Genomic DNA, 20385 nt, shown 5'->3' with positions numbered 1-20385 from the left:
AGTGGAGGCACATTTATTTTGAGCCAATCAAATCGAAAACGTCATCAATATCCGCGTGGACCGCTGGCATTGATGAGAGGGGTGTACAAATACACCATTCCGGAAACACGGAAGGCATTGAATGGATGGCGTACCCAAGCTGAAGCGATTCCGAATGAGGAATTGCGTACGCAAGCACTCGCCAGTCTGAGGGATAAACAGTTTCACTGTGAAGGCGGAACCGTCTATGCATTAGCTGATTTGCCCAACAGACACATTCTGATTCCGCTGATCGTTTCATATCAAACTATTAGTGATTATTTGGACAATCTGTGCGACCGCAGCACGTCGATGGACCCGGCTGACTTTCGTCTTCTCCATCAATCTATGCTTGATGCGGTAGATCCCGAAGCAATTCCCGTCAATTATTATGCCCTCCGTGAGGAGCAGGATGACGGCGGATATCTGCGGAATCTGGTGACCACATGTCAGGAACTGACCCGTCAGTTACCAGGCTATGAGTCCGCCAAGCCCCAAATTCAGGATCTGGCAGGCCTATACACGGACCTGCAGGTATATAAGCATATCAAGCCGGAACTGAGAGAAACGGCACTGCTCGAATGGTGGTCGGAGCATCGTCATCGCACACCTCAGTTTCGTTGGAACGAATTTGCTGCTGCAACTGGCTCTACACTGGGCGTTTTCATGCTGTTTCTGGCTGCGAGTGACGATCAGTTGACTGAAGAGCAAGCGGCCTCGATCCACACGGCCTATTTCCCACATGTATGCGCATTGCACATTATGCTCGATTATTTAATTGATCAGGATGAGGACCGCATCGGGGGAGATCTCAACTTCTGCAACTATTATGAGAATGTAGAGACAATGCTGGACCGAATTGCTTTTATTGTGGAGATGGCACGCAGTGATGTACAGAAGATTCCGGGAAGCTCCTTTCACCGGATGATCATCGAAGGACTGATTGCCATTTACCTGTCTGATCCCAAAGTCAGCGAACAGCAGGAAGTTCGCGTCGTATCCAAACGTCTGCTGAAAAATAGTCCGATCACAAGAATATTTTTCTTCATTTTCAGTCGATGGATACGGAAAAATATGTAAGTCAGGTGTGATATTGCGGAGCCTGAAGTGAAACTAGAGGAGGAAGAAACATCATGACAGCAGTAAAGAAAATCGCAGTATTAACGAGCGGTGGTGATTCACAGGGGATGAACGCGGCTGTTCGTGCGGTTGTTCGCAGCGGACTGTTTCACGGTCTCGAAGTATTTGGAGTTCAACGTGGATACCAGGGTCTTTTGAATAATGACATTTTCCCAATGGATTTGCGGAGTGTAGGGGATATCATCCAACGTGGGGGAACGGTTCTTCAATCGGCACGTTGCAAGGAGTTCTATACCGCTGAAGGTCAGCAAAAAGGTGCGGACATTCTGCGTGCGCGTGGCATTGACGGTCTGGTTGTTATCGGTGGGGATGGTTCCTACAACGGAGCAAACAAACTGAGCAAGCTGGGCATTAACACCATGGGTCTTCCAGGAACGATTGATAATGATGTTTCATTCACCGATTATACCATCGGATTCGATACAGCTGTAAGCATAGTGGTTGATGCAGTAAACAAATTGCGTGATACGATGTCTTCACACGAACGTTCTTCCATCGTTGAAGTTATGGGTCGTCACTGTGGGGATATCGCTCTGCATGCCGGACTTGCTTCGGGTGCTGAAACGATTCTTGTACCCGAAGTTCCGTTTGACATGGACGAAGTAGCAGATCGGATGAAAGCTAACTTTGCACATGGCAAACGTCACAGTATTATCATCGTTGCAGAAGGCGTAGGCAAGGGTGAGGATGTAGCAAAAGAACTGATGGAACGTTGCCCAACGTATGAGCCACGTGTAACCGTTCTGGGTCACATTCAGCGTGGGGGTACGCCAACACCTTTCGACCGTAACCTGGCAAGCCGTCTGGGCGACTTCGCTGTTCGCAGTCTGATTGCAGGCGAGACAGACAAAGGTTGTGGCATTATCAAGGGTGAACTTACCCTGACGGATATTGATAAAGTGGTTAACACGAAAAAAGATTTCGATATGGAGACTTACGAGCTTGCACAACGTTTGTCCCAATAATTCGATCCATAAAAAAAGAGCACAATCCTGCATGAACGAGGATTGTGCTCTTTTTTTTGTTTTCATCAGTGCGCATATCGATGTTACGCCTTGCGCAGTGCGGCTTGCTTTTGTACCAGGAAGAGCCTCCATAGAAGCGCTGTTGCTCCTACAGCAAGGCCGGCAATGAGTCCGATCCAGTATCCAAAGGCACCGAGTGAAGTATACGTAGCAGTTAGATAACCTACAGGCAAGCCAATAATCCAATAAGCTACAAATGTAATGATTAGTGCCGGATTAACATCTTTGTAGCCACGTAATGCTCCCTGGGTTGGTGTAGCAATTGCATCCGAGATCTGAAAGAAAATGGCGTAGATGAGGAAATGCTGCGTAAGTGCAATAACCTCTCGATCGTTCGAATACACACCAGCGATCTGTTCGCCAAACACAATCAATACGATGGCTGTCAGCAGTGAGAGTCCGATGGCTCCACCAATTCCGAGCAGACTATATTGTTTGGCATCTCTCAGACGCCCTGCACCTGCTTCAAAGCCCACAAGGATTGTAAGAGCCATACATATGCTCACAGGCAGCATGTAGAGCGTAGAAGCGAAGTTCAGAGCCGCCTGATGGGCGGCGATCGTTGTGGTGTCAAAACGGCTCATCATTAAAGTTACAGCAGCAAAGATGGACGTTTCGAAAAAAGTTGCGAATCCGATGGGCACTCCAATCTTGAGTAACTCTTTCCATTTGGATAATGATATACGGGTCCATTGACGGAAAATGCCGTATTGGGCGAAAGGTTCAACCCGATGGACAAAAAAGAGACTAATGAGAAAGATGAGCCAGTATGTACAAGCTGTAGCGACTCCCGCACCAACGCCACCCAATTGTGGAAAGCCCCAGCGGCCAAAAATCAGCAGATAATTCAGCAAGATATTAACGGGCAGGGAGACCAATGTAATGAACATTGTAGTTCGGGTCTGGCCTAGTGCATCCATGAAGCTGCGCAGCACGGTATATCCGAAGAGCGGGATAATGCCAAAAGCGAGTGCACACAGAAAATAGAAGGCAACCTGGGCAACTCTTGGCTCCAAAGGCATCCCGTTCAGTATAGGGCCAAGTAACAATGCCCCGGCTCCGATAACGACGAGACTGACTGCAATCCCGAGATACAACGCCTGAATGACGTTATACCCGATCTGATCATTTCGTTTGGAACCTAACAGATGGGATACGACGGGTGTTATGCCAATTAGAATCCCGCTTAGTCCAGTTTGAACTGGCATCCACAGACTTGTGCCGATCGCAACTCCTGCAAGGTCGGCCGGGGAAAACTTGCCTGACATATTCGTGTCGAAGAACGACATGGCAGAGAGGGCAATTTGAGTGGTGAAAATGGGCAAAAATATAATCAGGAATTGCTTCACTTTTTGGGAAAAACTTGTTGTGTTCATGTTCACTGGCAGTGCCTCGCTATTCTAAAGAGATGTCATCCGAGTGTCATATATGGACAGCTATTCATTGTAGAGGATTTTGTCCGTTTTGAATAGGGACAGAAGCAGAGGAGGGGTACACCGAGAAAAAGAAACATCAAAAAACCTCGCTCTGCTTCAAGCAGAACGAGGTTGGATGAAATGAGAAGTATGAAAGAGTGCGGATTACTTATATTGTACACCTGATGTATAACGGTTGGACGCATTCCAGAGTAGATATTCATGCACATCCATGTCCTTCATCGCTCTAATCTGATCTTCCACTTGTTTCTTGCCATACTTGACATAATGCCCACTGCCCAGCCAGCTTGCTGTGAAGTCCTGGATCCACGGACGAATGACGGGTTTGAGTTCCTTCGTGGGGTCCAGTTTCTTATGCGTATCTTCCATTGAACCCTTGATGGTTGTATAAGGATCTTTGTCAGGGTCCTTGACCCCATACCAGCCAGTTGAATAGTGACTAGGGTATACCATAGGTGAGATTACGTCCACATTTTCGGATATTTTAACAAAATCCTGTCCGATGCCTTCAGCCGCAGGTACAGAAGCGGCATAACCGAAAATATCAACCGATACCCGAACACCTAGCGGTGCCAACTCCTTGCGTGCATATTGCACGAATTCAGCCACAACATCCACTCGTGACTTGTCAGATTTGGTATATTTCAGTACATCGGCTCGAGTTTCGAAACCTTCCGGGAAACGAACGTAGTCAAATTGAATCTCTTTGAATCCAAGCTTGGCAGCTTCCTTTGCAATCTCAATATTATAATCCCATACTTCCTTGCTGTACGGATTCACGAAACTGTCGCCTTTGCCATTCGCCCATACTGATCCATCCTTGTTGCGGAAGGAGAGCTCCGGATTTTTCTTGGCAAGAATCGTATCTTTGAATACAACGACACGTGCGATCGGGTAGACCTCATGTTTTTGCAATCGTTTCATCAAAGCATCGATATCCCGGATAAAAGGTTGGGATTTGCCCATTTTCTGTAGCGCTTTGTTTTCTGTGGGATAAGTTATGTATCCGAGATCGTCTTTGATATCAATGACCATGGCATTCAGTTCGGTATTGTCTGTCAGTTCCAGCAATTCTTTCATACGTGCGCCCCCAGCGCTATAAGCCGTTACATAAATCCCTTTGACTACTGGGGCGTCAGGTTGAGGATCAATTTTGGCAGGTGGGTTATCGGCATCAATAACAACCTGATCTTTTTGAGATTGGATAATTGCGGTGTTAAAACTGTTGGTTAACGATTGGAATTGAGGATTTCCCTGGTCCGCCACTACGGGGGCACTCCCAAAGCTTCCGAAGGCCATAGCCAGTAAAGCCCAAAACATGTTCATTCATTTCCACTCCCTTATGTGTGCATTCCATGTATGAATTATACATTAAAGCCTCTGGGCTTTTAACCATATTAATCAAGTAATGAAACACATGGAAAAAATGAAAACCGCTTCCTGCTGAGGAAATCCCCTGCAAGAAGCGGCGTGATCAATCTGAAAAAAATTATTGAATGTAAATCTCATTTTGATGCTCACAAATACTGTACTGAATGATTTCCATTGCGTCTCCCTGTTCCAGGATGCCCAGCCCATCCCGGAGGACAATCAGTGAGTCGAGTTCATTCGGTTTCAAGAAAGGGAGCATTTCCGGGCACCATCTGTTGACAATTTCAAACAGTTTTACCGTTTCCATATCCACAATAATCACCCTTTCCTACTCGAATTCCAAAATGGTAAGTCATTCGGTGCAATTCGGGAAAGCATATGGCCTGTGAAATTGAAGGGTTGAACCTGCTATACAACATATTTAGGAGCCGTACACCGTTATTATACCACAATGTTGTGAATTGTTAACCGTACAGGTGTCTTAACTTCTGCGAAATGAACCCATAACACCAACCGTTTCCACAATGTTAACAAAAGCGTTTGGATCTGTATCCTTGATAATACGTTTAATTTCAACCAACTCGTAGCGGGTGGTAACGGTCATGAGCATGTCCTTCTCAATATCCGTGTATGCTCCCTGAGTCTTAATTTTGGTAACTCCACGAGGCCGAACAAGTAATTTTTTTAACATGGCTTCGGTTTCGTTTGTAATAATGTACAGTGTTACTTTGACGTGACTGATATGGATCAGATCAAGCACTTTGCCTGTAATGTAGATGGATACCATCGAGGCCAAGGCTGTATTCCAATTGTCACTCAGGTATCCTGCAAGCATAATGATCGTACCGTTCATACCGGCCATCACTGTACCAATCGGAAAGTCTCGTTTACGCGTGAAAATGGACCCAACAATGTCGAGTCCTCCTGTGGAGCCGCCAACTCGGAAGGAAACGCCAGTGCCCATTCCAATAAGCACACCGCCAAATACAGAACTAAGTAAAGGGTCTGTAGCCACAGCAAAAACAGGCAGAAGCGCAATGAACCAGGAAGTGGCTGCTACCGAAAGAATACTTAATGTAATGAAGCGTCGTCCAAGAATAAACCAACCTGCAATAAGCAGGGGAATGTTAAGAACAAAATACATTATACTAAGATTCAACGTTGTAAAATAACCCAGAAGCATTGAAATACCGGACACCCCGCCGCTTAAAAGCTGATGGGGGACCAAAAACCAGTTAAAGCCGCAGGCAATAGCTGCGGCCCCCAAAATGATCACTAAAGAGTGCCAAATTATTTTGGGCAATTTAATCACCTCATTTATATTTAAAACCAGATTGCTGGTAATCTTGAATTGTTTTGTGATATAATAATTTGTGGATATTCTTGAGTAGGAAACTTTTCCTAAATGGAGCAATAAAATTTTGAAATGTTTCAAACACATGTATGTAGTTTTAGTCTTATGTTGGGGGCCCATTCATGGAATTATATTCGTTAGTGAAAATAATCCGTCCCGTTGGGATACCCTATAAATATTAACGCTACTTAAGAATACAGACAACAAAGTGGATTGTCCACCATGTCCACCATATAAAAGGAGCATGAATAATTTTGACAAATTTAAACTTTACAGATTTCAATCTTGAACCACTGGTGCTGCAAGCCATCACTGAGCTCGGGTTTGAAGAAGCAACACCGATCCAATCCAAAGCGATTCCTTTGGCACTCGAAGGCAGAGATTTGATTGGTCAAGCTCAAACAGGTACGGGTAAAACAGCTGCATTCGGTATTCCGTTGATCAGCAAAATCACAAAAAGTGACGAGAAAATCCGCGCCCTTATTATGGCACCTACACGTGAACTTGCAATTCAAGTTGCTGAAGAGATCGAAAAACTCACTCGCTTCAAAGGTCTGCGCTCCCTGCCAATCTACGGCGGACAAGATATCGTGCGTCAAATCCGTGCACTGAAAAGAAAACCACAGATCATCATTGGTACACCTGGACGTCTCCTTGACCACATCAACCGCAAAACAATCAAACTAGATGATGTACAAACTGTTGTACTGGATGAAGCAGATGAAATGCTCGACATGGGTTTCATGGAGGATATCCAATCCATCCTGAAACAAGTTCCAGACGAGCGCCAAACCATGCTGTTCTCAGCAACAATGCCTCCTAACATTCAAAAATTGGCTCAACAATTCTTGAACAATCCTGAACACATTTCTGTGATTCCGAAACATGTTAGTGCACCATTGATTGACCAATCCTATATCGAAGTACCTGAGCGTCAAAAATTCGAAGCATTGAGCCGTTTGCTGGATATGGAATCTCCTGAACTGGCGATCGTATTCGGACGTACAAAACGTCGTGTTGACGAATTGGCTGAAGCTTTGCAAAAACGTGGATATTCTGCAGACGGTCTTCATGGTGACTTGTCCCAGAATCAACGTGATGCGGTAATGCGTAAGTTCCGTGACGGCAGCATTGACGTACTCGTTGCAACAGACGTGGCTGCACGTGGTCTCGACGTATCTGGCGTAACTCACGTTGTTAACTTTGACCTTCCGCAAGATCCGGAGAGCTATGTTCACCGTATCGGTCGTACAGGTCGTGCGGGTAAAGAGGGTGCTGCTTGGTCCTTCGTTACACCGCGTGAGATTGATCACTTGCACTTCATCGAGCGTGTAACACGTCACCGTATTCCACGTAAACCACTGCCAACAATGGCAGAAGCGGTTGAAGGTAAACAACGTTTGACAGCAGAGCGCTTGCTGGAAATCGTACAATCAGGCGAACTGAACGAATACAAAGGTATTGCGATTCAAATGCTTGAGCAATATGATTCTGTTCAACTGTTGTCGGCTGCACTGAAGCTCCTGACAGGTGATAAGAAAGATGCTCAAGTTGATCTGACTCCTGAAGATCCAATTCGTGCGAAACGTCGTAAACCGGATGTTCGCTCTGGCGGACGTAAACCATCGGGTTACAGCGGTAACCGCACAAGTGGTAGCGGCGGCAGTGGTGGTGGTTACAACCGAGATCGCAACAGCAGTGGCAGCGGACGTGGCGGTTACAACCGTGATCGTAACAGCGGCAGCAGCACTGGCGGTGGAAGCAGAGAAGGTGGTTACAACCGTGACCGCAAACCGCGTCCAAGCAGTAACGAAGGACGTCGTCCAGCGAAAGATTCTTCTTTCGAGTAATATAAACGTATGATCTGATAAATGGAGCGGGCAACTGCTCCATTTTTTTATTTTCAAAATTACTGTATCTTTACTGCCAGAAGCGCTAGTTAAGGATAATGACGATCTCTTTTCGGGAAGTACTGGCTTTTCCTATCTATAATAAGGTATATTAATATTAGACTTCAGGTAATACGCAAGGCTGCAGAGGAGGAGAAATGTTTGGAATTTAAAGGAGCTATGGGTGGGATCTACCGGCTTACAGAGTGGATTACGAGACTGGCCGCAACCAATCTGTTGTGGGCTATTTGTTCGTCTCCGTTCTTGTTTTTCTTGATTATGAAACTGCTCGTGATGCAGCAGAACCTCGCAAACGAATCATTGCAAATGAACTGGGCTATAGCTATTGTGGCACCGCTTACACTGTTCCCGGCGACTTCGGCGCTGTTTACGGTTGTTCGTAAATGGAATATGGGCGATACGGATGTACCGATCTTCCGTACTTTCTTTGTTGGTTACAAGGAAAACTATAAGCAAAGTTTAATTGGGGGCATTTTTTACACACTGCTGTTCGCGATTATGTATCTGGATTATACAGTGTACATGACGCAGTTCCGCAATATGCAGCTCGTGGGAATTATTATGCTTGTGCTGCTTCTCTTGTTATTTGTATCACTCTTTAACTTTTTCTCGATGGTTGTACACTATCATATGTCCATCGGACTCATTATCAAAAACGCGGTATTGCTTACGCTGATCAGACCATTCCGTGTATTTTCCACATTGCTGGGAAGCGGATTGTTGTTCTACATCGGTTTCCGTTATCCGGTCTTGTTCGTTTTCTTCATTATCAGCATCATTGCTTGGTTCGCGTTCTTTAACTTCTATGCAACCTTCAACAAGATGCAGGAGCAGATGGAGAAGATGCAGTTGAAGAAGGAAGAAGAGGAAGCTGCTGCGTTGGCTGAACAATCAGCAGAGAATGGTGAAACATCTGAGACATCAGACGACAAAAACATTACATTGCAAAAATAAAACATGATGGATCGCCATTTACTTTTTACACAGTTAGGGATATAATAATTGTACATCCTGCGATGTACGTTTCGGTTATTCGTTGTTTTGAACCAATGATGATGTCTTCGGGAGATCAACACAGAATGTTGCTGAAAAGCCCTGTCTATACGACATGGGGACTTCAAAAAGCATTTTTGCGGTCACCCACCTGCCAAGCAGGTTCATAAGACAATGTAGCCGGACGGCATAGGCGGGTTCCTAAATTTTCATGTACAACACCCTGACTTTTCCTCTTCTGAAGGAATTTCAGGGTGTTTTTAAGTTGTGATGAATGGTTTTGATCAGTTTTATGATAAATATGATGCTTACCCTTTTGTTACTACTTGAACAATGTTACACTAAGATACATAAATGGAACGGTTACATTCAAAGGAGGAAGGGTCTTGACCTTAAAGAGAACGCTCGTCGGTATCATCCGCAGCATGGAGGGGACCAGCGATCGAGCCAAGGATCCCAAATTAAAAACACGGTATTATAACTTATCCAAAGACAGAGCCTGGGAAGAGGTCTCTTCGACACTCAAAAAGATTCCGGGTTATAGAGTGCTGCATGAAGTGCCTTCTGTTGGAGAAGTTATTCTGGAGAAGCGGACTACCTTTGGACGGACGATGGATATTACAGTTTCCATTATCTCGGTAAGTCCTGTTCGTAGTGCGGTGGATATGTATTCAGCTTCACGTGGTTCACTTGGAGACTTGGGTTCCAATTATCGCACGATTATGAACTTATTCTCTGTACTGGATAAGAAGCTAAGCAAGTATAAAGCGAATGATTGAAATAGATGATAAATAACAAAAAGCGAGTGAAGGTTAACCTTCCTCGCTTTTGTTTTGAACGTGTGGTAACTTCTACAGCAAAGCTTTTACAGCAGCGATCGCTTGTTCGAAGTTAGGGGAGTCTGTCATTTCAGGCAAATACTCCACATATGTAATCCGGTCTTCGGCATCCAAAACAAAAATGGAGCGCATGTCGAGTTGGAATTCTTTGATCAGAACGCCGTAGTCTTCACCAAAAGAACGTGTTTTGTAGTCTGACAATGTAACTACGCGGTCAACACCAGCTGCTCCACACCAACGGGCTTGAGCGAACGGAAGGTCAACGCTTACTGTCAAGACAACAACATTGTCTCCGAGTTCTCCAGCTTCAACGTTGAAACGACGAGTTTGCGCATCGCATACGCCAGTATCCAGGGAAGGAACAACGCTGATTAATTTGATTTTGCCTGCGAAGTCTTTCAAGGATGCATCTTCAACCAGGTTTTTGCTCAGTGTAAAATCAGGTGCTTGATCGCCCACTTTCAGTTCGGGTCCGATCAATGTAATAGGGTTGCCTTTAAATGTGGCTGCGCCTGTACGTTCTTGTGTCATAATAATGTTCCTCCTTATAAATTGGTGATCCGTGCCAAAATCCATTATAATCTTTTATGAAAGGCATTGTCCAATTCGGACATGTACCATTACGATGGATCAGAGATGTAAGTCCGATCTGAACAGGGTGGAGTGAAAGAAGAAATTTATGATATTTATTCGCTATGAGAACTGGAAAGGTTATTTGAAGTATTTCCCTTTGACGTCGATTTTTTTAATTGCCAATGTTGTGATGTTTATTGTGTTAACGGTGAACGGTGGCTCAACGAACAATATGGTGCTGCTGAAATTTGGGGCACTTACGAATCATGAACTGTTCGCACATGAATGGTGGCGTTACATCACATCCATCTTCCTGCATGCAGGCTTCAGTCATTTATTGTTTAACAGCTTTGCGTTAATCGTATTTGCACCTCCGATGGAACGGTTGCTCGGGTCGGTAAGGTATGGTGTATTGTACTTGGGGGGCGGCTTATTGGGTAATATTCTTGCTGTTGCATGGTACAACTCGATTGGGAGTATTACCATCTCGGTAGGTGCTTCAGGAGCGATCTATGCCGTCTATGGTGCATTCCTGTATGTAGCGCTGTTCCAGCGAACGATGATGGACGAGGCTTCGCGCAAAACGATGTACACGTTGCTTTTGTTCGGGATCATATTCTCCTTCGCCATGTCGGGCATCAATTGGATGGCACACCTCGGAGGATTGTTGGGTGGATTCTTTATTTACGGACTGTTGATCAGATTGTGGAAACCCCGCAGCTTAAAGCGGTAGTCAGAACGTTCTCAAGATGGAATGCAATCAAGGATAAGTAGGGTATAACAGATTGGAGCGATCAGGCGAGTGGAATTAAGACAGTTGCATTACTTTTTGAAAGTGGCACAGAAGGAACATGTAACACAGGCTGCTGAAGAGTTGCATGTGGCACAGTCGGCGGTGAGTCGTCAGATTCATCAGCTGGAAGAAGAACTGGGCGTGGACCTTTTTATGCAAAAGGGACGAAACCTGCAGTTGACTGCAGTGGGACAGCTTTTTTGCAAACGAATTGAAGGCATTTTGAAAGATTTGGACAAGGCAGTCGGGGAAGTTCATGAGTTTCTGGACCCGGAGCATGGAGAGATTCGAATTGGATTTCCGCATAGCCTGGGGATTCATCTCATTCCTTCCGTTGTGGCTGCTTTCCGTCAGCGCTACCCCAACGTGAAATTCAGATTCAAGCAGGGGATGTTCCCTACACTGATTCGTGATGTGTTATCCGGAGAGGTAGACTTGGCATTCATTTCTCCTTTTCCCGAGAAGCATGATCAAGTAGATGGTGATATTGTACTCACGGAAGAGTTACATGCCATCCTTCCTCCGAATCATCCGTTAGCTGGTGAAGACACAATCGCGCTTGAACAGCTTAAGGATGATAAGTTCGTATTGTTCAGCAAAGGTTATTCTCTTCGTCCTATTGTGTGGCATGCCTGTCTGGAAGCTGGTTTTACACCTAAGATCGCTTTTGAAGGGGAAGAGACCGACACCATTCGTGGATTGGTCGCTGCGGGCATGGGGGTAAGTCTATTGCCTGAAATGGCATTATTCCAGACGAACCCGTTGCAGCCGGCACATGTGGCTATCTCCCATCCCAAAGTAACGCGAACTATAGGGTTAATTCATCGTGCGCATGATAAACTGCCGCTGGTTGCTCAATCCTTTCGTTCATTCTTGCTTGATTATTTCGGTTTACAACAAAACAATACCCCATCCGATTAACGGTGGGGTATTGTTTTTTGTTTTTGTTGTATTAGGTATCCAATTAATCACGGCTATTGAAGATTCCGATGTAACGAATCAACTCAAGCAGTGAGATCAGCGCTGCAGCGACGTAAGTTAAAGCTGCGGCGTTCAGAACTTTTGCAACACCTTTTTCTTCTTCATTACGGATGTACCCTTCGGATACCATAATCTCTCTAGCGCGATTACTTGCATTGAACTCAACCGGTAAAGTGATGAGTTGGAATGCTACAGTTACGGAGAAGAAGATGATACCGATACCTACAAGGTTCATGGCATTGAAGATGAATCCTGCAATTAACAGGAATGGAGCTAATCCGGATGCAAAGTTCACAATTGGGAAGATCCGGTGACGCAGTGCCAGCATCGGATAACTTTCTTTATGCTGAATGGCGTGGCCAACTTCGTGACACGCTACCGAAACAGCTGAGATTGAGTTTTCATAATATACTGGTTCTGATAAACGTACAACCCGATTGATCGGATCATAGTGATCAGAGAGCGTGCCGCGTACAGGTTCAATTGGAACATCATGCAGGCCGTTAGCATCAAGCATCTGGCGAGCGGCATCATAGCCAGTCATTCCGTTCTGGTTCGGTACTTCCGACCAACGTCTAAACGTACCTTTAACGCGAAATTGCGCCCATAAAGAGAGCAAAAAGGCGATAATGATCAATACGAACATACCGTTATTAAAACTCATATTCATTCCTCCGCTTTCTAAAAATAAGCTACATCATGGTGTTCTCAAGCAAGATTTTAAGTGCCTCCATTGTACCGGCACTTTTGGTGAGAAGTCCTGCCATCATTTTGCGTGCTTGTACAGGTTTCATCTCTCCAAGTAGCGGTTTGAGTTCGTTAACCTCTCGCTCAAGTTGTTGTACATGAAGCTCTAACGTTGTCAATTTGCTGGCAACTTGTTCTTCTGTACTAACCAGACGCCACTTCTCAAGAGATTGCTTAATCTCGTCGAGACTATACTTCTCTTGTTTCATCTGTACAATACGTTCAAGCCTCGTTAAAGTTTCATTACTATAGAGACGATAATTTTTTTGTGTACGTTCTTCGGGAGCGATCAGTCCAAGCTTTGTGTAATAATCAATCGTCCGTTCACTAACACCAGCGGTCTTGGCAAGTTCGCCAATCCGAAAAAGTTTCATATCCCCAATGATATTCACCTCGCTTGCAAGTTCAAATGTAGGGAATTGTAGTTTCCACTTGTGAATTTCTAGACTACGCCCAATTTTCTTACTAATAAGTATGATACATGATCTTTAACCGTACAGTCAAACGTTATGCTTTGGCAATCAGCATACTGCATTTCTATATCTATGTGCTCATAGAATGTGATTATGTACTTGAGTGCAAGAAAAAGACGTATGACTTTATTCCCAGAAATAATTTTCAGTTTTGATGAAAATACTCTTGTCAACTTTCCTCTCTTCTGCTTATAATGACATTAAGAGTTTCACGTTATGTGAAGAAACTTAACATAAGAGGGAGTGGGGTATATGAGAAAGAAATGGTTGGTTTCCATGTTAGTAATGCTTACTTTGTTCGCTTTTCCGGTCAGCGCATTTGCGGCTGCGGAGGGTCCGACTAACATTGAACTTCAAAGTGGTTTGAACTCAGCCTTTACGTTTCTGGCTGTCGTACTGGTGTTCTTGATGCAAGGGGGATTTGCTTTACTCGAAGCGGGTTCAACACGAATGAAGAATGCAGGACACATTGCGGGTAAAACCATCCTGACATTGGGAATTTCGGTAATTGCCTTCTGGGCTTTGGGCTTCGGTCTGGGTTTCGGTAATGGTAACAGCTTCTTTGGAACAACAGGATTCTTCCTGAGTGGTGACAAGATGGCTGCTTCCTTCGAATCACTGGCTTTCTCCGATGTTCCACTGACTATTAAATTCGTATTCCACCTTGCCTTTGCGGCGGTATCTCTGGCCATTGCCTGCGGTGGTATGGCTGAACGTGCAAAGATGAGCGTATATATTGTTTTCGGTACACTGTATACCATTATCATGTATCCGGTTGTTGCTCACTGGGTATGGGGCGGCGGCTGGTTGGCTGAGCTGGGTATGCAAGACTTTGCAGGATCGACGGTTGTTCACTTGACTGGTGCGACTGCAGCATTGGTAGCTACCATCTTGTTGAAACCACGTATTGGTAAATATAACAAAGACGGCAAACCTAACATCATTCCAGGTCACAACCAAGTGTATTCTGTACTCGGTGTTATTATCCTCTGGATTGGTTGGTTCGGATTCAACCCAGGTAGTACATTATCTGCCATGGGAGATGGGTTCTTCGGTTATGTTGCATTAACTACTAACGTAGCTGCTGCAGCCGGTGGTGTGGCTGCACTGTTGATCTCATGGGCAGTACTTGGTAAGTCTGATATTCCTAGCATGTTAAACGGTGTGCTTGCGGCACTCGTTGCGATTACAGGAGCATGTGCATTTGTTGAACCTTGGGCAGCGCTGGTTATCGGTGCTTTGGCGGGTATCATCACATTCTTCACAGCACAATACTTCGATCGTAAAGGAATTGACGATCCAATCTACGCTTTCTCCGTACATGGTATTGCTGGTATGTGGGGTGCGATCTCCACAGGTTTGTTTGCTACTCCTGAACTTGCCGAGAATGCTGGTGTAGGTCAGGCGGGTCTGTTCTATGGCGGTGGATTCCACCAATTGGGCGTACAACTTCTAGGTCTGGCAGGTGCTTTTGCCTTCGTACTCGTAATGTCCTTCATTATTCTGGGCGGAATGAAAGCGATCATGGGCATCCGTGTTACTGAAGAAGAAGAAACAATGGGTCTGGATATCAGTGAGCACGGTACTTACGGATACCCTGAACAAATGAAAAATGTAGATTCTAAATCCAATGGTGGTACGTTCAGCTCCTGAGGTGAATGATGCTGAATCATGCTTCAAGGAGGCTGGACATGATGGAACCCATCTCGTATACAAACTATTCCTGGTCTTATCAGGGAATCGATGGTGCGGTGTCTTCTCAAGAACTGCGCCAGGCACGTGTGATATTACAGAACGAACTCCAGGAATTGTTGTCCGCTTCCTTGTCGCCGATCGAGTGGTACCAAACGGTAAATGAACTGCATGACCGGATTGCACGGAAAGCAGTAGAGTTATGCATTCAGGGGATGGTTGAGGAAGGCTACGGCCAACCTCCCGTCCCCTATGCCTTTATCGTATTTGGCAGTTCGGGCAGGGAAGAAGCAACGTTATGGAGTGATCAGGATAATGGCATGATCATTAGTGATACCCCATACGAAGGTAAAGAGGCGTATTTTGCCGACCTCGGACAGCGAATGACAGATATGTTGGAAGGGCTTGGTTACGCCAAGTGCGAAGGCAAAGTCATGTGTTCAGAGCCGCTGTGGAGAAAAACACTGGCGTCATGGAAACAACAATTAGCAGATTGGAGCTTGGATCTGAATTGGGAGCCCGTTCGTAATCTGATTATTGCTTCAGACATGCGTTTTGTTGCAGGTGAGCAAAGTCTGGCAGAGGAATGGATCACGAGTTTTTATGAACAGTTCAGACTGGTTCCTGAACTTTCGGATGCAGTTCTTCGCAATACGGTTAAACATAAAGCTACATTAAATGTACTTGGACGTGTGGTCACAGAACGATTTGGTGAACATGCAGGTGGATTTGATGTTAAGTATGGTTTGTACATTCCGCTGGTGAACAGTGCCCGTTATTTGGCTTTGCAACATGGGATCAAGGAGTCATCTACGTTAAAAAGAATGGAGAGACTTACTTCACTTGAAGCTGTTCCATTTACATTACTGGATGCATGCCAGCGGGCCTTTTTAGCTGCTTTGAAATTTCGACGAAGTACACCGGTTGTCCTCCAAGGGGACTTGCAACATAGCAGTGGGTTCCTGGATGAGAAACAGATGAAACAAAAACAGATTCATTATGAGCTCAGGGATACGCTCGGGTTGGTAAGGCGAGTACATCGTGCTTTGCAAAGACAGTTGCGTTTTGCAGAAAGGAGACGTCCATGAGAGAGCCGGCAAGGGGCAATACAGGATTCTGGAATTCGCTGCGTCAGGGAGGGGTTCCTTCCGCCATCGCTTCCATTATGGGAGCCCCTACGGCGCAACACATGGCGTTTATCCGTTCGATGATGAGAGAACAGCGCAGACCTGAGGTTCTGCATACGCCTCTAAATGAGCTGGACGCAGTTGTATTTGATCTGGAAACGACGGGTTTTTCTCCCCAGCATGGGGATGAGATTATCTCATTTGGTGCGGTCCGTATACATGGTGGTGTGGTGCTGGAAGGAGAGCAGTTCTATACGGTTGTGCAGTCCAAGACTGCGGTTCCGGAACATATTACTGAACTTACAGGTATTACACAGGAGATGACGCTGGACGCACCAACTTTGCTTGAGGGACTGCATGATTTCATGTCTTTTGTAGGCGGAAATGTTCTGATTGCACACGCCAGTGCGCACGACCGAGCCTTTCTGAATGCTGCTCTGTGGCGGACTTCAAAAGTAAGACTGACGCATCGTTTAATCGATACGATGATGTTGGCCCGTTGGCTTGAACCAAGCAGGCCGGGGTATGGTCTGGATGAATTGCTGGAATCCAGAGGGATTCCGATCTATGGGCGTCACCATGCACTAGAAGATTCGAAAATGACTGCACAGTTATGGTCCTGTTATTTGGAGGACATGATGCGTAAAAATGTGGAGACCTTGGGTGATTTGTATACCCAGCTAAGTCACGCGTAATGGGACGGGAAGCAGATTGTATGAAGGCACAACGTGGTGTGCCTGATCCTGCAATTCCTTCGAGGATACAATCTGATAACCGTTCAGATGCATATGAGATTGCATCCCACTTGTTAGGTCGGGTGAGCCGATGAGGTACATCTGAAGCATACCGGCGAAGGCCGGAAGAGCTTGCAAGTCCTCTAAGGAAGGAACAGGCCTGGTCTGCGGATGAGAATGGAAGATACCAATGAGCTTAGGCTCGGAGAATACACACCGAATCCATTCGGCATCATCCAGAGTAAAATGGTGCAGCGGGTCAGGTGCTACGTTACGAATGGGCTGAAACCGACTGATTCGTATACCGCCCGCTGCGGTTTCACCCAGCATAACCCCGCAGGCTTCTTGCGGCAGCGAAATGAACATGTGCTTTGACATCTCTTGCTCTACGGAAGAAGGGATGTAGAAGACGTTTTGCTGCCCGTGAAGTGCTGCCATTTGTATTCACCCCTCTCTCTTTGGCTCCTGCTTAGGCAGGAGTCCTTTTTCATTTTATTTTCTGTAATGCGGATTGTAAAATTTTAAAGGAAAAGGGTACAATAATAAAGAGAACATTTGGCAATCATGTTCTGGTGAACTGTGATAGAGCGTGATAAACATTTAGCATGTGCAGAAATTACGGTTTCAGTTTCAAATATGCTAATTATATAAAAGGGTGGCTGGTTATGAAACGAAACATATACATACTCTTTGGTGTTGTCTTGCTGGTTGGTATTGCACTGGCCCAGAATGCGGGTGACGGCATTGCAGCCGTCTTTAAGCAGGAAGAACCTATGCCTACAGAGACGGGACCACGTGCGGGGCTTCTGGCGCCTGCTTTTTCTCTGACAGCAATGGATGGGAGGACGTACAGTGTAGGTGGTGCCAAAGATAAGGCCACGTTCGTCAGTTTCTGGGCATCCTGGTGTGAGCCGTGTAAGCAGGAAGCGCCAGAGCTGAATAGAATGGCTGCGAAATACAAGGATAAGCTTGACATGTATGGGGTTAATGTAACATCATACGATAAACTCAAAGATGCCAAAGCTTTTGTGGATGATTACCAACTGACGTTCCCTATTCCCTTGGACGAGAAGGGAACAGTGTATGCTCAATACAATGGGGTGGCTTTTCCGACAAATGTTCTGATTGACTCCAGAGGAGTTATCCAGGAGATTGTTCTGGGCATATTGCCCGAGAAAGAGTTGGAACGTAAGATTAAAGAGTTAATTGCGAATTAATTTTCTGCAAAGAAAGAAGCCTTTGTATCCATGAATCATGGGTACAGAGGCTTCTTTTTATTTTCCGGGAAATAAGCTTTAAGAGGTTATCCCAAAAAAAACGCTTTTTTGAACATACACTTTAGTGGTTACTTAACCCGTGAGCAGGAATAGGGAGTATGCCCGGTTCATCCTGCAATTTTTCCTGAAGCAACGCATAGCGGAAACTGTGCACGAGAGCTTCCCAACTTGCTTCAATTACGTTCTCGGATACACCAACAGTGTTCCATGTGTTCTCCGTATTTTTGGATTCGATCAATACACGAACCTTGGCAGCTGTGGCATCTTTCTCATCCAGTACACGTACTTTGTAGTCCGAGAGGTGCATATTGGCAAGTGAAGGGAAGTATTGCACCAGTGCTTTCCGAAGAGCGTTATCGAGTGCGTTAACCGGACCGTTACCTTCAGCAGCCGTATAGACACTTGTTCCAGCTACATTAAGTTTGACAAAAGCTTCAGAAACAACGGATTTGCCCGCTGTTTTCTCCACAAGCATTTTGAATGATTCAAACGTGAACAATTCTTTCATGTCACCGTTCGCTTCACGAATTAACAATTCAAGCGAAGCATCTGCGCCTTCGAACTGGTAACCCTGATGTTCCAGGTCTTTGATCTTCTCGATAATCTGACGTGAATTGGCACTGCTTGGATCGAACTCAAGCCCCAGTTCCTGTGCTTTGGATACAATGTTACTTTGTCCGGCAAGTTCAGAGACCAGCACACGTTGTTTGTTACCAACCAGTTCAGGCACGATGTGTTCATAGGTACGTGAATCCCGCAGGATGGCAGAGACGTGAATTCCACCTTTGTGAGCAAAAGCAGCATTGCCAACATAAGGCTGATTAATCGGCATATTCACATTGGCAATCTCGCTAACATAACGAGCCACGTTTGTAAGTTGTCTCATGGAATCTTCAGTAACACATTCATAACCAAGTTTCAGTTGCAGGTTCGGGATAATGGATGCGAGATTGGCGTTACCGCAACGCTCTCCATAACCGTTCATCGTTCCTTGCACCTGACGGGCTCCGGCTTGTACAGCGCTGAGTGTGTTGGCCACAGCCAGTTCACAATCATTATGTGTATGGATGCCGAGCTGGGCGTGAGGCAGGCTTCTATGCAGTGTGGATACGATCTCGTGCACCTCGTTTGGCATCGTCCCGCCGTTGGTATCACACATAACGAGCCAGTCCGCTCCAGCTTCGTGAGCTTTGGTCAAGACCGCTTGAGCATACTCCGGGTTATGTTTGAATCCGTCAAAGAAGTGTTCTGCATCAAAGATCACTTCCATACCATTCTGTTTCAGATAGGCGATGGAATCATAGATCATGGACAAATTTTCTTCCAATGTAGTCTGCAAAGCGGTATGCACATGGAAGTCCCATGATTTACCGACCAAGGTTGCAGCCTGAGCACCGGATTCGATCATACGCTTCAGGTTGGCGTCTTCACTAGCGACGCTGCCTTTACGGCGTGTACTGCCAAAAGCAACAACCTTTGCGTTCAGGTTTAATTCCTTGACTCTTTTGAAAAACTCAATGTCCTTGGTATTGCTGCCGGGAATTCCGCCTTCAATATAATGGACACCCAGGTCATCAAGCTTCTTGGCAATTTTGAGTTTGTCGTCTGCCGATAAGCTGACACCCTCCCCTTGTGTGCCGTCACGTAAAGTCGTATCGAAGATGGAAATGGCCTTTGACATGAAGATCCTCCTTTGAGATAAAGCGTTCGTTTAAAAGTTTGGATTGTAAGTTGGGAAAATCTGTTAAGTAAGTTAGTGGACGAATCCTTCGATTCGGCAACGCTACACTGTGTTAAACTCCATGCGCTGATTTGTCCTAAAGTCGTCAATTTGTATAATTAATTATTATAGCACCATTATAGCCAAATGCTACATAGAAATCGCAGTTTCATGTAACAATT

General features: G+C 45.5%; 20 protein-coding genes and 1 other RNA gene. 12 read left to right on the top strand and 9 right to left on the bottom strand.

Translation table 11 applies throughout. The features are described 5' to 3' along the window. The first annotated feature begins 18 nt into the window (after window positions 1-18). Both QVE09_RS08585 and pfkA read left to right on the top strand, forming a co-directional pair. Entirely contained in the window at window positions 19-1098 is a 1080-nt protein-coding gene (locus tag QVE09_RS08585) for a tetraprenyl-beta-curcumene synthase family protein (RefSeq protein WP_315936472.1), read from the top strand. A 53-nt stretch (window positions 1099-1151) separates the two neighbouring features. After that, window positions 1152-2123: a 6-phosphofructokinase gene (pfkA, locus tag QVE09_RS08580; protein ID WP_315936471.1), complete on the top strand. Its 972-nt coding sequence runs from the start codon at window positions 1152-1154 to the stop codon at window positions 2121-2123. A gap of 83 nt (window positions 2124-2206) precedes the next feature. Here pfkA and QVE09_RS08575 read toward each other — a convergent pair whose 3' ends face one another. The 4 genes from QVE09_RS08575 to QVE09_RS08560 form a co-directional block, all read right to left on the bottom strand. Beyond that, window positions 2207-3559 carry an MATE family efflux transporter gene (locus tag QVE09_RS08575; protein ID WP_315936886.1) on the bottom strand — a complete coding sequence of 451 codons (1353 nt, stop codon included), beginning with the start codon at window positions 3557-3559 and terminating at the stop codon, window positions 2207-2209. Between the two features lie 204 nt (window positions 3560-3763). Beyond that, entirely contained in the window at window positions 3764-4945 is a 1182-nt protein-coding gene (locus tag QVE09_RS08570) for a putative glycoside hydrolase (RefSeq protein ID WP_315936470.1), read from the bottom strand. A gap of 163 nt (window positions 4946-5108) precedes the next feature. Beyond that, the gene (locus QVE09_RS08565) at window positions 5109-5297 is read right to left on the bottom strand and encodes a hypothetical protein (protein WP_029880762.1); all 189 of its coding nucleotides are present in this window, start codon (window positions 5295-5297) and stop codon (window positions 5109-5111) included. Window positions 5298-5471: 174 nt separating this feature from the next. Next, window positions 5472-6293 carry a YitT family protein gene (locus QVE09_RS08560; RefSeq protein WP_036609659.1) on the bottom strand — a complete coding sequence of 274 codons (822 nt, stop codon included), beginning with the start codon at window positions 6291-6293 and terminating at the stop codon, window positions 5472-5474. A gap of 305 nt (window positions 6294-6598) precedes the next feature. On the opposite strand from QVE09_RS08560, the gene cshA reads away from it, so the two are divergent. The 4 genes from cshA (at window position 6599) to QVE09_RS08540 (ending at window position 10026) form a co-directional block, all read left to right on the top strand. After that, window positions 6599-8194, top strand: coding sequence for a degradosome RNA helicase CshA (cshA, locus tag QVE09_RS08555; protein ID WP_315936469.1), 1596 nt, complete (start codon window positions 6599-6601; stop codon window positions 8192-8194). Between the two features lie 201 nt (window positions 8195-8395). Continuing rightward, window positions 8396-9208 carry a YesL family protein gene (locus tag QVE09_RS08550; protein ID WP_315936468.1) on the top strand — a complete coding sequence of 271 codons (813 nt, stop codon included), beginning with the start codon at window positions 8396-8398 and terminating at the stop codon, window positions 9206-9208. 51 nt (window positions 9209-9259) lie between these two features. Beyond that, a non-coding RNA gene (gene ssrS / locus QVE09_RS08545) (6S RNA) lies at window positions 9260-9451 on the top strand. Between the two features lie 182 nt (window positions 9452-9633). Beyond that, a complete protein-coding gene (locus QVE09_RS08540; protein ID WP_315936467.1) occupies window positions 9634-10026 on the top strand; it encodes a DUF1499 domain-containing protein in 393 nt (130 codons plus the stop codon). Window positions 10027-10098: 72 nt separating this feature from the next. Here the strand turns inward: QVE09_RS08540 and tpx are convergent, their stop codons facing one another. Next, window positions 10099-10617 carry a thiol peroxidase gene (gene tpx, locus QVE09_RS08535; protein WP_036609653.1) on the bottom strand — a complete coding sequence of 173 codons (519 nt, stop codon included), beginning with the start codon at window positions 10615-10617 and terminating at the stop codon, window positions 10099-10101. A gap of 148 nt (window positions 10618-10765) precedes the next feature. Here tpx and QVE09_RS08530 point away from each other — a divergent pair, with 148 nt between their 5' ends. Both QVE09_RS08530 and gltC read left to right on the top strand, forming a co-directional pair. Then, window positions 10766-11392, top strand: coding sequence for a rhomboid family intramembrane serine protease (locus tag QVE09_RS08530; RefSeq protein WP_315936466.1), 627 nt, complete (start codon window positions 10766-10768; stop codon window positions 11390-11392). 69 nt (window positions 11393-11461) lie between these two features. After that, window positions 11462-12373 carry a glutamate biosynthesis transcriptional regulator GltC gene (gene gltC / locus QVE09_RS08525; RefSeq protein WP_017689379.1) on the top strand — a complete coding sequence of 304 codons (912 nt, stop codon included), beginning with the start codon at window positions 11462-11464 and terminating at the stop codon, window positions 12371-12373. Between the two features lie 43 nt (window positions 12374-12416). Here gltC and QVE09_RS08520 read toward each other — a convergent pair whose 3' ends face one another. Together QVE09_RS08520 and QVE09_RS08515 are read right to left on the bottom strand one after the other, a co-directional pair. Next, window positions 12417-13097: a zinc metallopeptidase gene (locus QVE09_RS08520; RefSeq protein WP_036609646.1), complete on the bottom strand. Its 681-nt coding sequence runs from the start codon at window positions 13095-13097 to the stop codon at window positions 12417-12419. A 28-nt stretch (window positions 13098-13125) separates the two neighbouring features. Beyond that, complete coding sequence (locus tag QVE09_RS08515) at window positions 13126-13554, bottom strand: MerR family transcriptional regulator (RefSeq protein ID WP_017689377.1); 429 nt, start codon at window positions 13552-13554, stop codon at window positions 13126-13128. 351 nt (window positions 13555-13905) lie between these two features. Between QVE09_RS08515 and QVE09_RS08510 the strand changes: the two genes are divergently transcribed. The 3 genes from QVE09_RS08510 to QVE09_RS08500 are packed head-to-tail and all read left to right on the top strand — an operon-like array spanning window position 13906 to window position 17167. After that, entirely contained in the window at window positions 13906-15306 is a 1401-nt protein-coding gene (locus QVE09_RS08510) for an ammonium transporter (RefSeq protein WP_036609643.1), read from the top strand. 41 nt (window positions 15307-15347) lie between these two features. Beyond that, window positions 15348-16433, top strand: coding sequence for a DUF294 nucleotidyltransferase-like domain-containing protein (locus tag QVE09_RS08505; protein ID WP_397387028.1), 1086 nt, complete (start codon window positions 15348-15350; stop codon window positions 16431-16433). Then, the gene (locus tag QVE09_RS08500) at window positions 16430-17167 is read left to right on the top strand and encodes an exonuclease domain-containing protein (RefSeq protein ID WP_091032202.1); all 738 of its coding nucleotides are present in this window, start codon (window positions 16430-16432) and stop codon (window positions 17165-17167) included. The genes QVE09_RS08505 and QVE09_RS08500 overlap by 4 nt, the downstream gene beginning before the upstream one ends. Here QVE09_RS08500 and QVE09_RS08495 read toward each other — a convergent pair. Further along, the gene (locus QVE09_RS08495) at window positions 17153-17644 is read right to left on the bottom strand and encodes a M67 family metallopeptidase (protein WP_315936464.1); all 492 of its coding nucleotides are present in this window, start codon (window positions 17642-17644) and stop codon (window positions 17153-17155) included. The two genes, QVE09_RS08500 and QVE09_RS08495, sit on opposite strands and share 15 nt — an antisense overlap. Window positions 17645-17871: 227 nt before the next feature. Between QVE09_RS08495 and QVE09_RS08490 the strand changes: the two genes are divergently transcribed. After that, on the top strand, window positions 17872-18423 hold the full coding sequence (locus tag QVE09_RS08490) for a TlpA family protein disulfide reductase (RefSeq protein ID WP_315936463.1): 552 nt from the start codon (window positions 17872-17874) through the stop codon (window positions 18421-18423). A gap of 121 nt (window positions 18424-18544) precedes the next feature. On the opposite strand, the gene cimA is transcribed toward QVE09_RS08490, so the two are convergent. Further along, on the bottom strand, window positions 18545-20164 hold the full coding sequence (cimA, locus tag QVE09_RS08485; RefSeq protein ID WP_315936462.1) for a citramalate synthase: 1620 nt from the start codon (window positions 20162-20164) through the stop codon (window positions 18545-18547). Window positions 20165-20385: the final 221 nt, after the last annotated feature.

It is taken from the genome of Paenibacillus sp. ClWae2A (genome assembly GCF_032452295.1).
Classification (GTDB): domain Bacteria; phylum Bacillota; class Bacilli; order Paenibacillales; family Paenibacillaceae; genus Paenibacillus.
This window is presented reverse-complemented; position numbering and strand designations above follow the sequence as displayed.

Coding starts and splice junctions, on each gene's coding strand:
- QVE09_RS08565 (WP_029880762.1), bottom strand. CDS start 5,297: ATGGAAACGGTAAAACTGTTTGAAATTGTCAACAGATGGTGCCCGGAA.
- QVE09_RS08510 (WP_036609643.1), top strand. CDS start 13,906: ATGAGAAAGAAATGGTTGGTTTCCATGTTAGTAATGCTTACTTTGTTC.
- QVE09_RS08490 (WP_315936463.1), top strand. CDS start 17,872: ATGAAACGAAACATATACATACTCTTTGGTGTTGTCTTGCTGGTTGGT.
- QVE09_RS08530 (WP_315936466.1), top strand. CDS start 10,766: ATGATATTTATTCGCTATGAGAACTGGAAAGGTTATTTGAAGTATTTC.
- QVE09_RS08515 (WP_017689377.1), bottom strand. CDS start 13,554: ATGAAACTTTTTCGGATTGGCGAACTTGCCAAGACCGCTGGTGTTAGT.
- tpx (WP_036609653.1), bottom strand. CDS start 10,617: ATGACACAAGAACGTACAGGCGCAGCCACATTTAAAGGCAACCCTATT.
- pfkA (WP_315936471.1), top strand. CDS start 1,152: ATGACAGCAGTAAAGAAAATCGCAGTATTAACGAGCGGTGGTGATTCA.
- QVE09_RS08500 (WP_091032202.1), top strand. CDS start 16,430: ATGAGAGAGCCGGCAAGGGGCAATACAGGATTCTGGAATTCGCTGCGT.
- QVE09_RS08520 (WP_036609646.1), bottom strand. CDS start 13,097: ATGAGTTTTAATAACGGTATGTTCGTATTGATCATTATCGCCTTTTTG.
- cimA (WP_315936462.1), bottom strand. CDS start 20,164: ATGTCAAAGGCCATTTCCATCTTCGATACGACTTTACGTGACGGCACA.
- QVE09_RS08505 (WP_397387028.1), top strand. CDS start 15,348: ATGGAACCCATCTCGTATACAAACTATTCCTGGTCTTATCAGGGAATC.
- QVE09_RS08575 (WP_315936886.1), bottom strand. CDS start 3,559: ATGAACACAACAAGTTTTTCCCAAAAAGTGAAGCAATTCCTGATTATA.
- QVE09_RS08570 (WP_315936470.1), bottom strand. CDS start 4,945: ATGAACATGTTTTGGGCTTTACTGGCTATGGCCTTCGGAAGCTTTGGG.
- QVE09_RS08495 (WP_315936464.1), bottom strand. CDS start 17,644: ATGGCAGCACTTCACGGGCAGCAAAACGTCTTCTACATCCCTTCTTCC.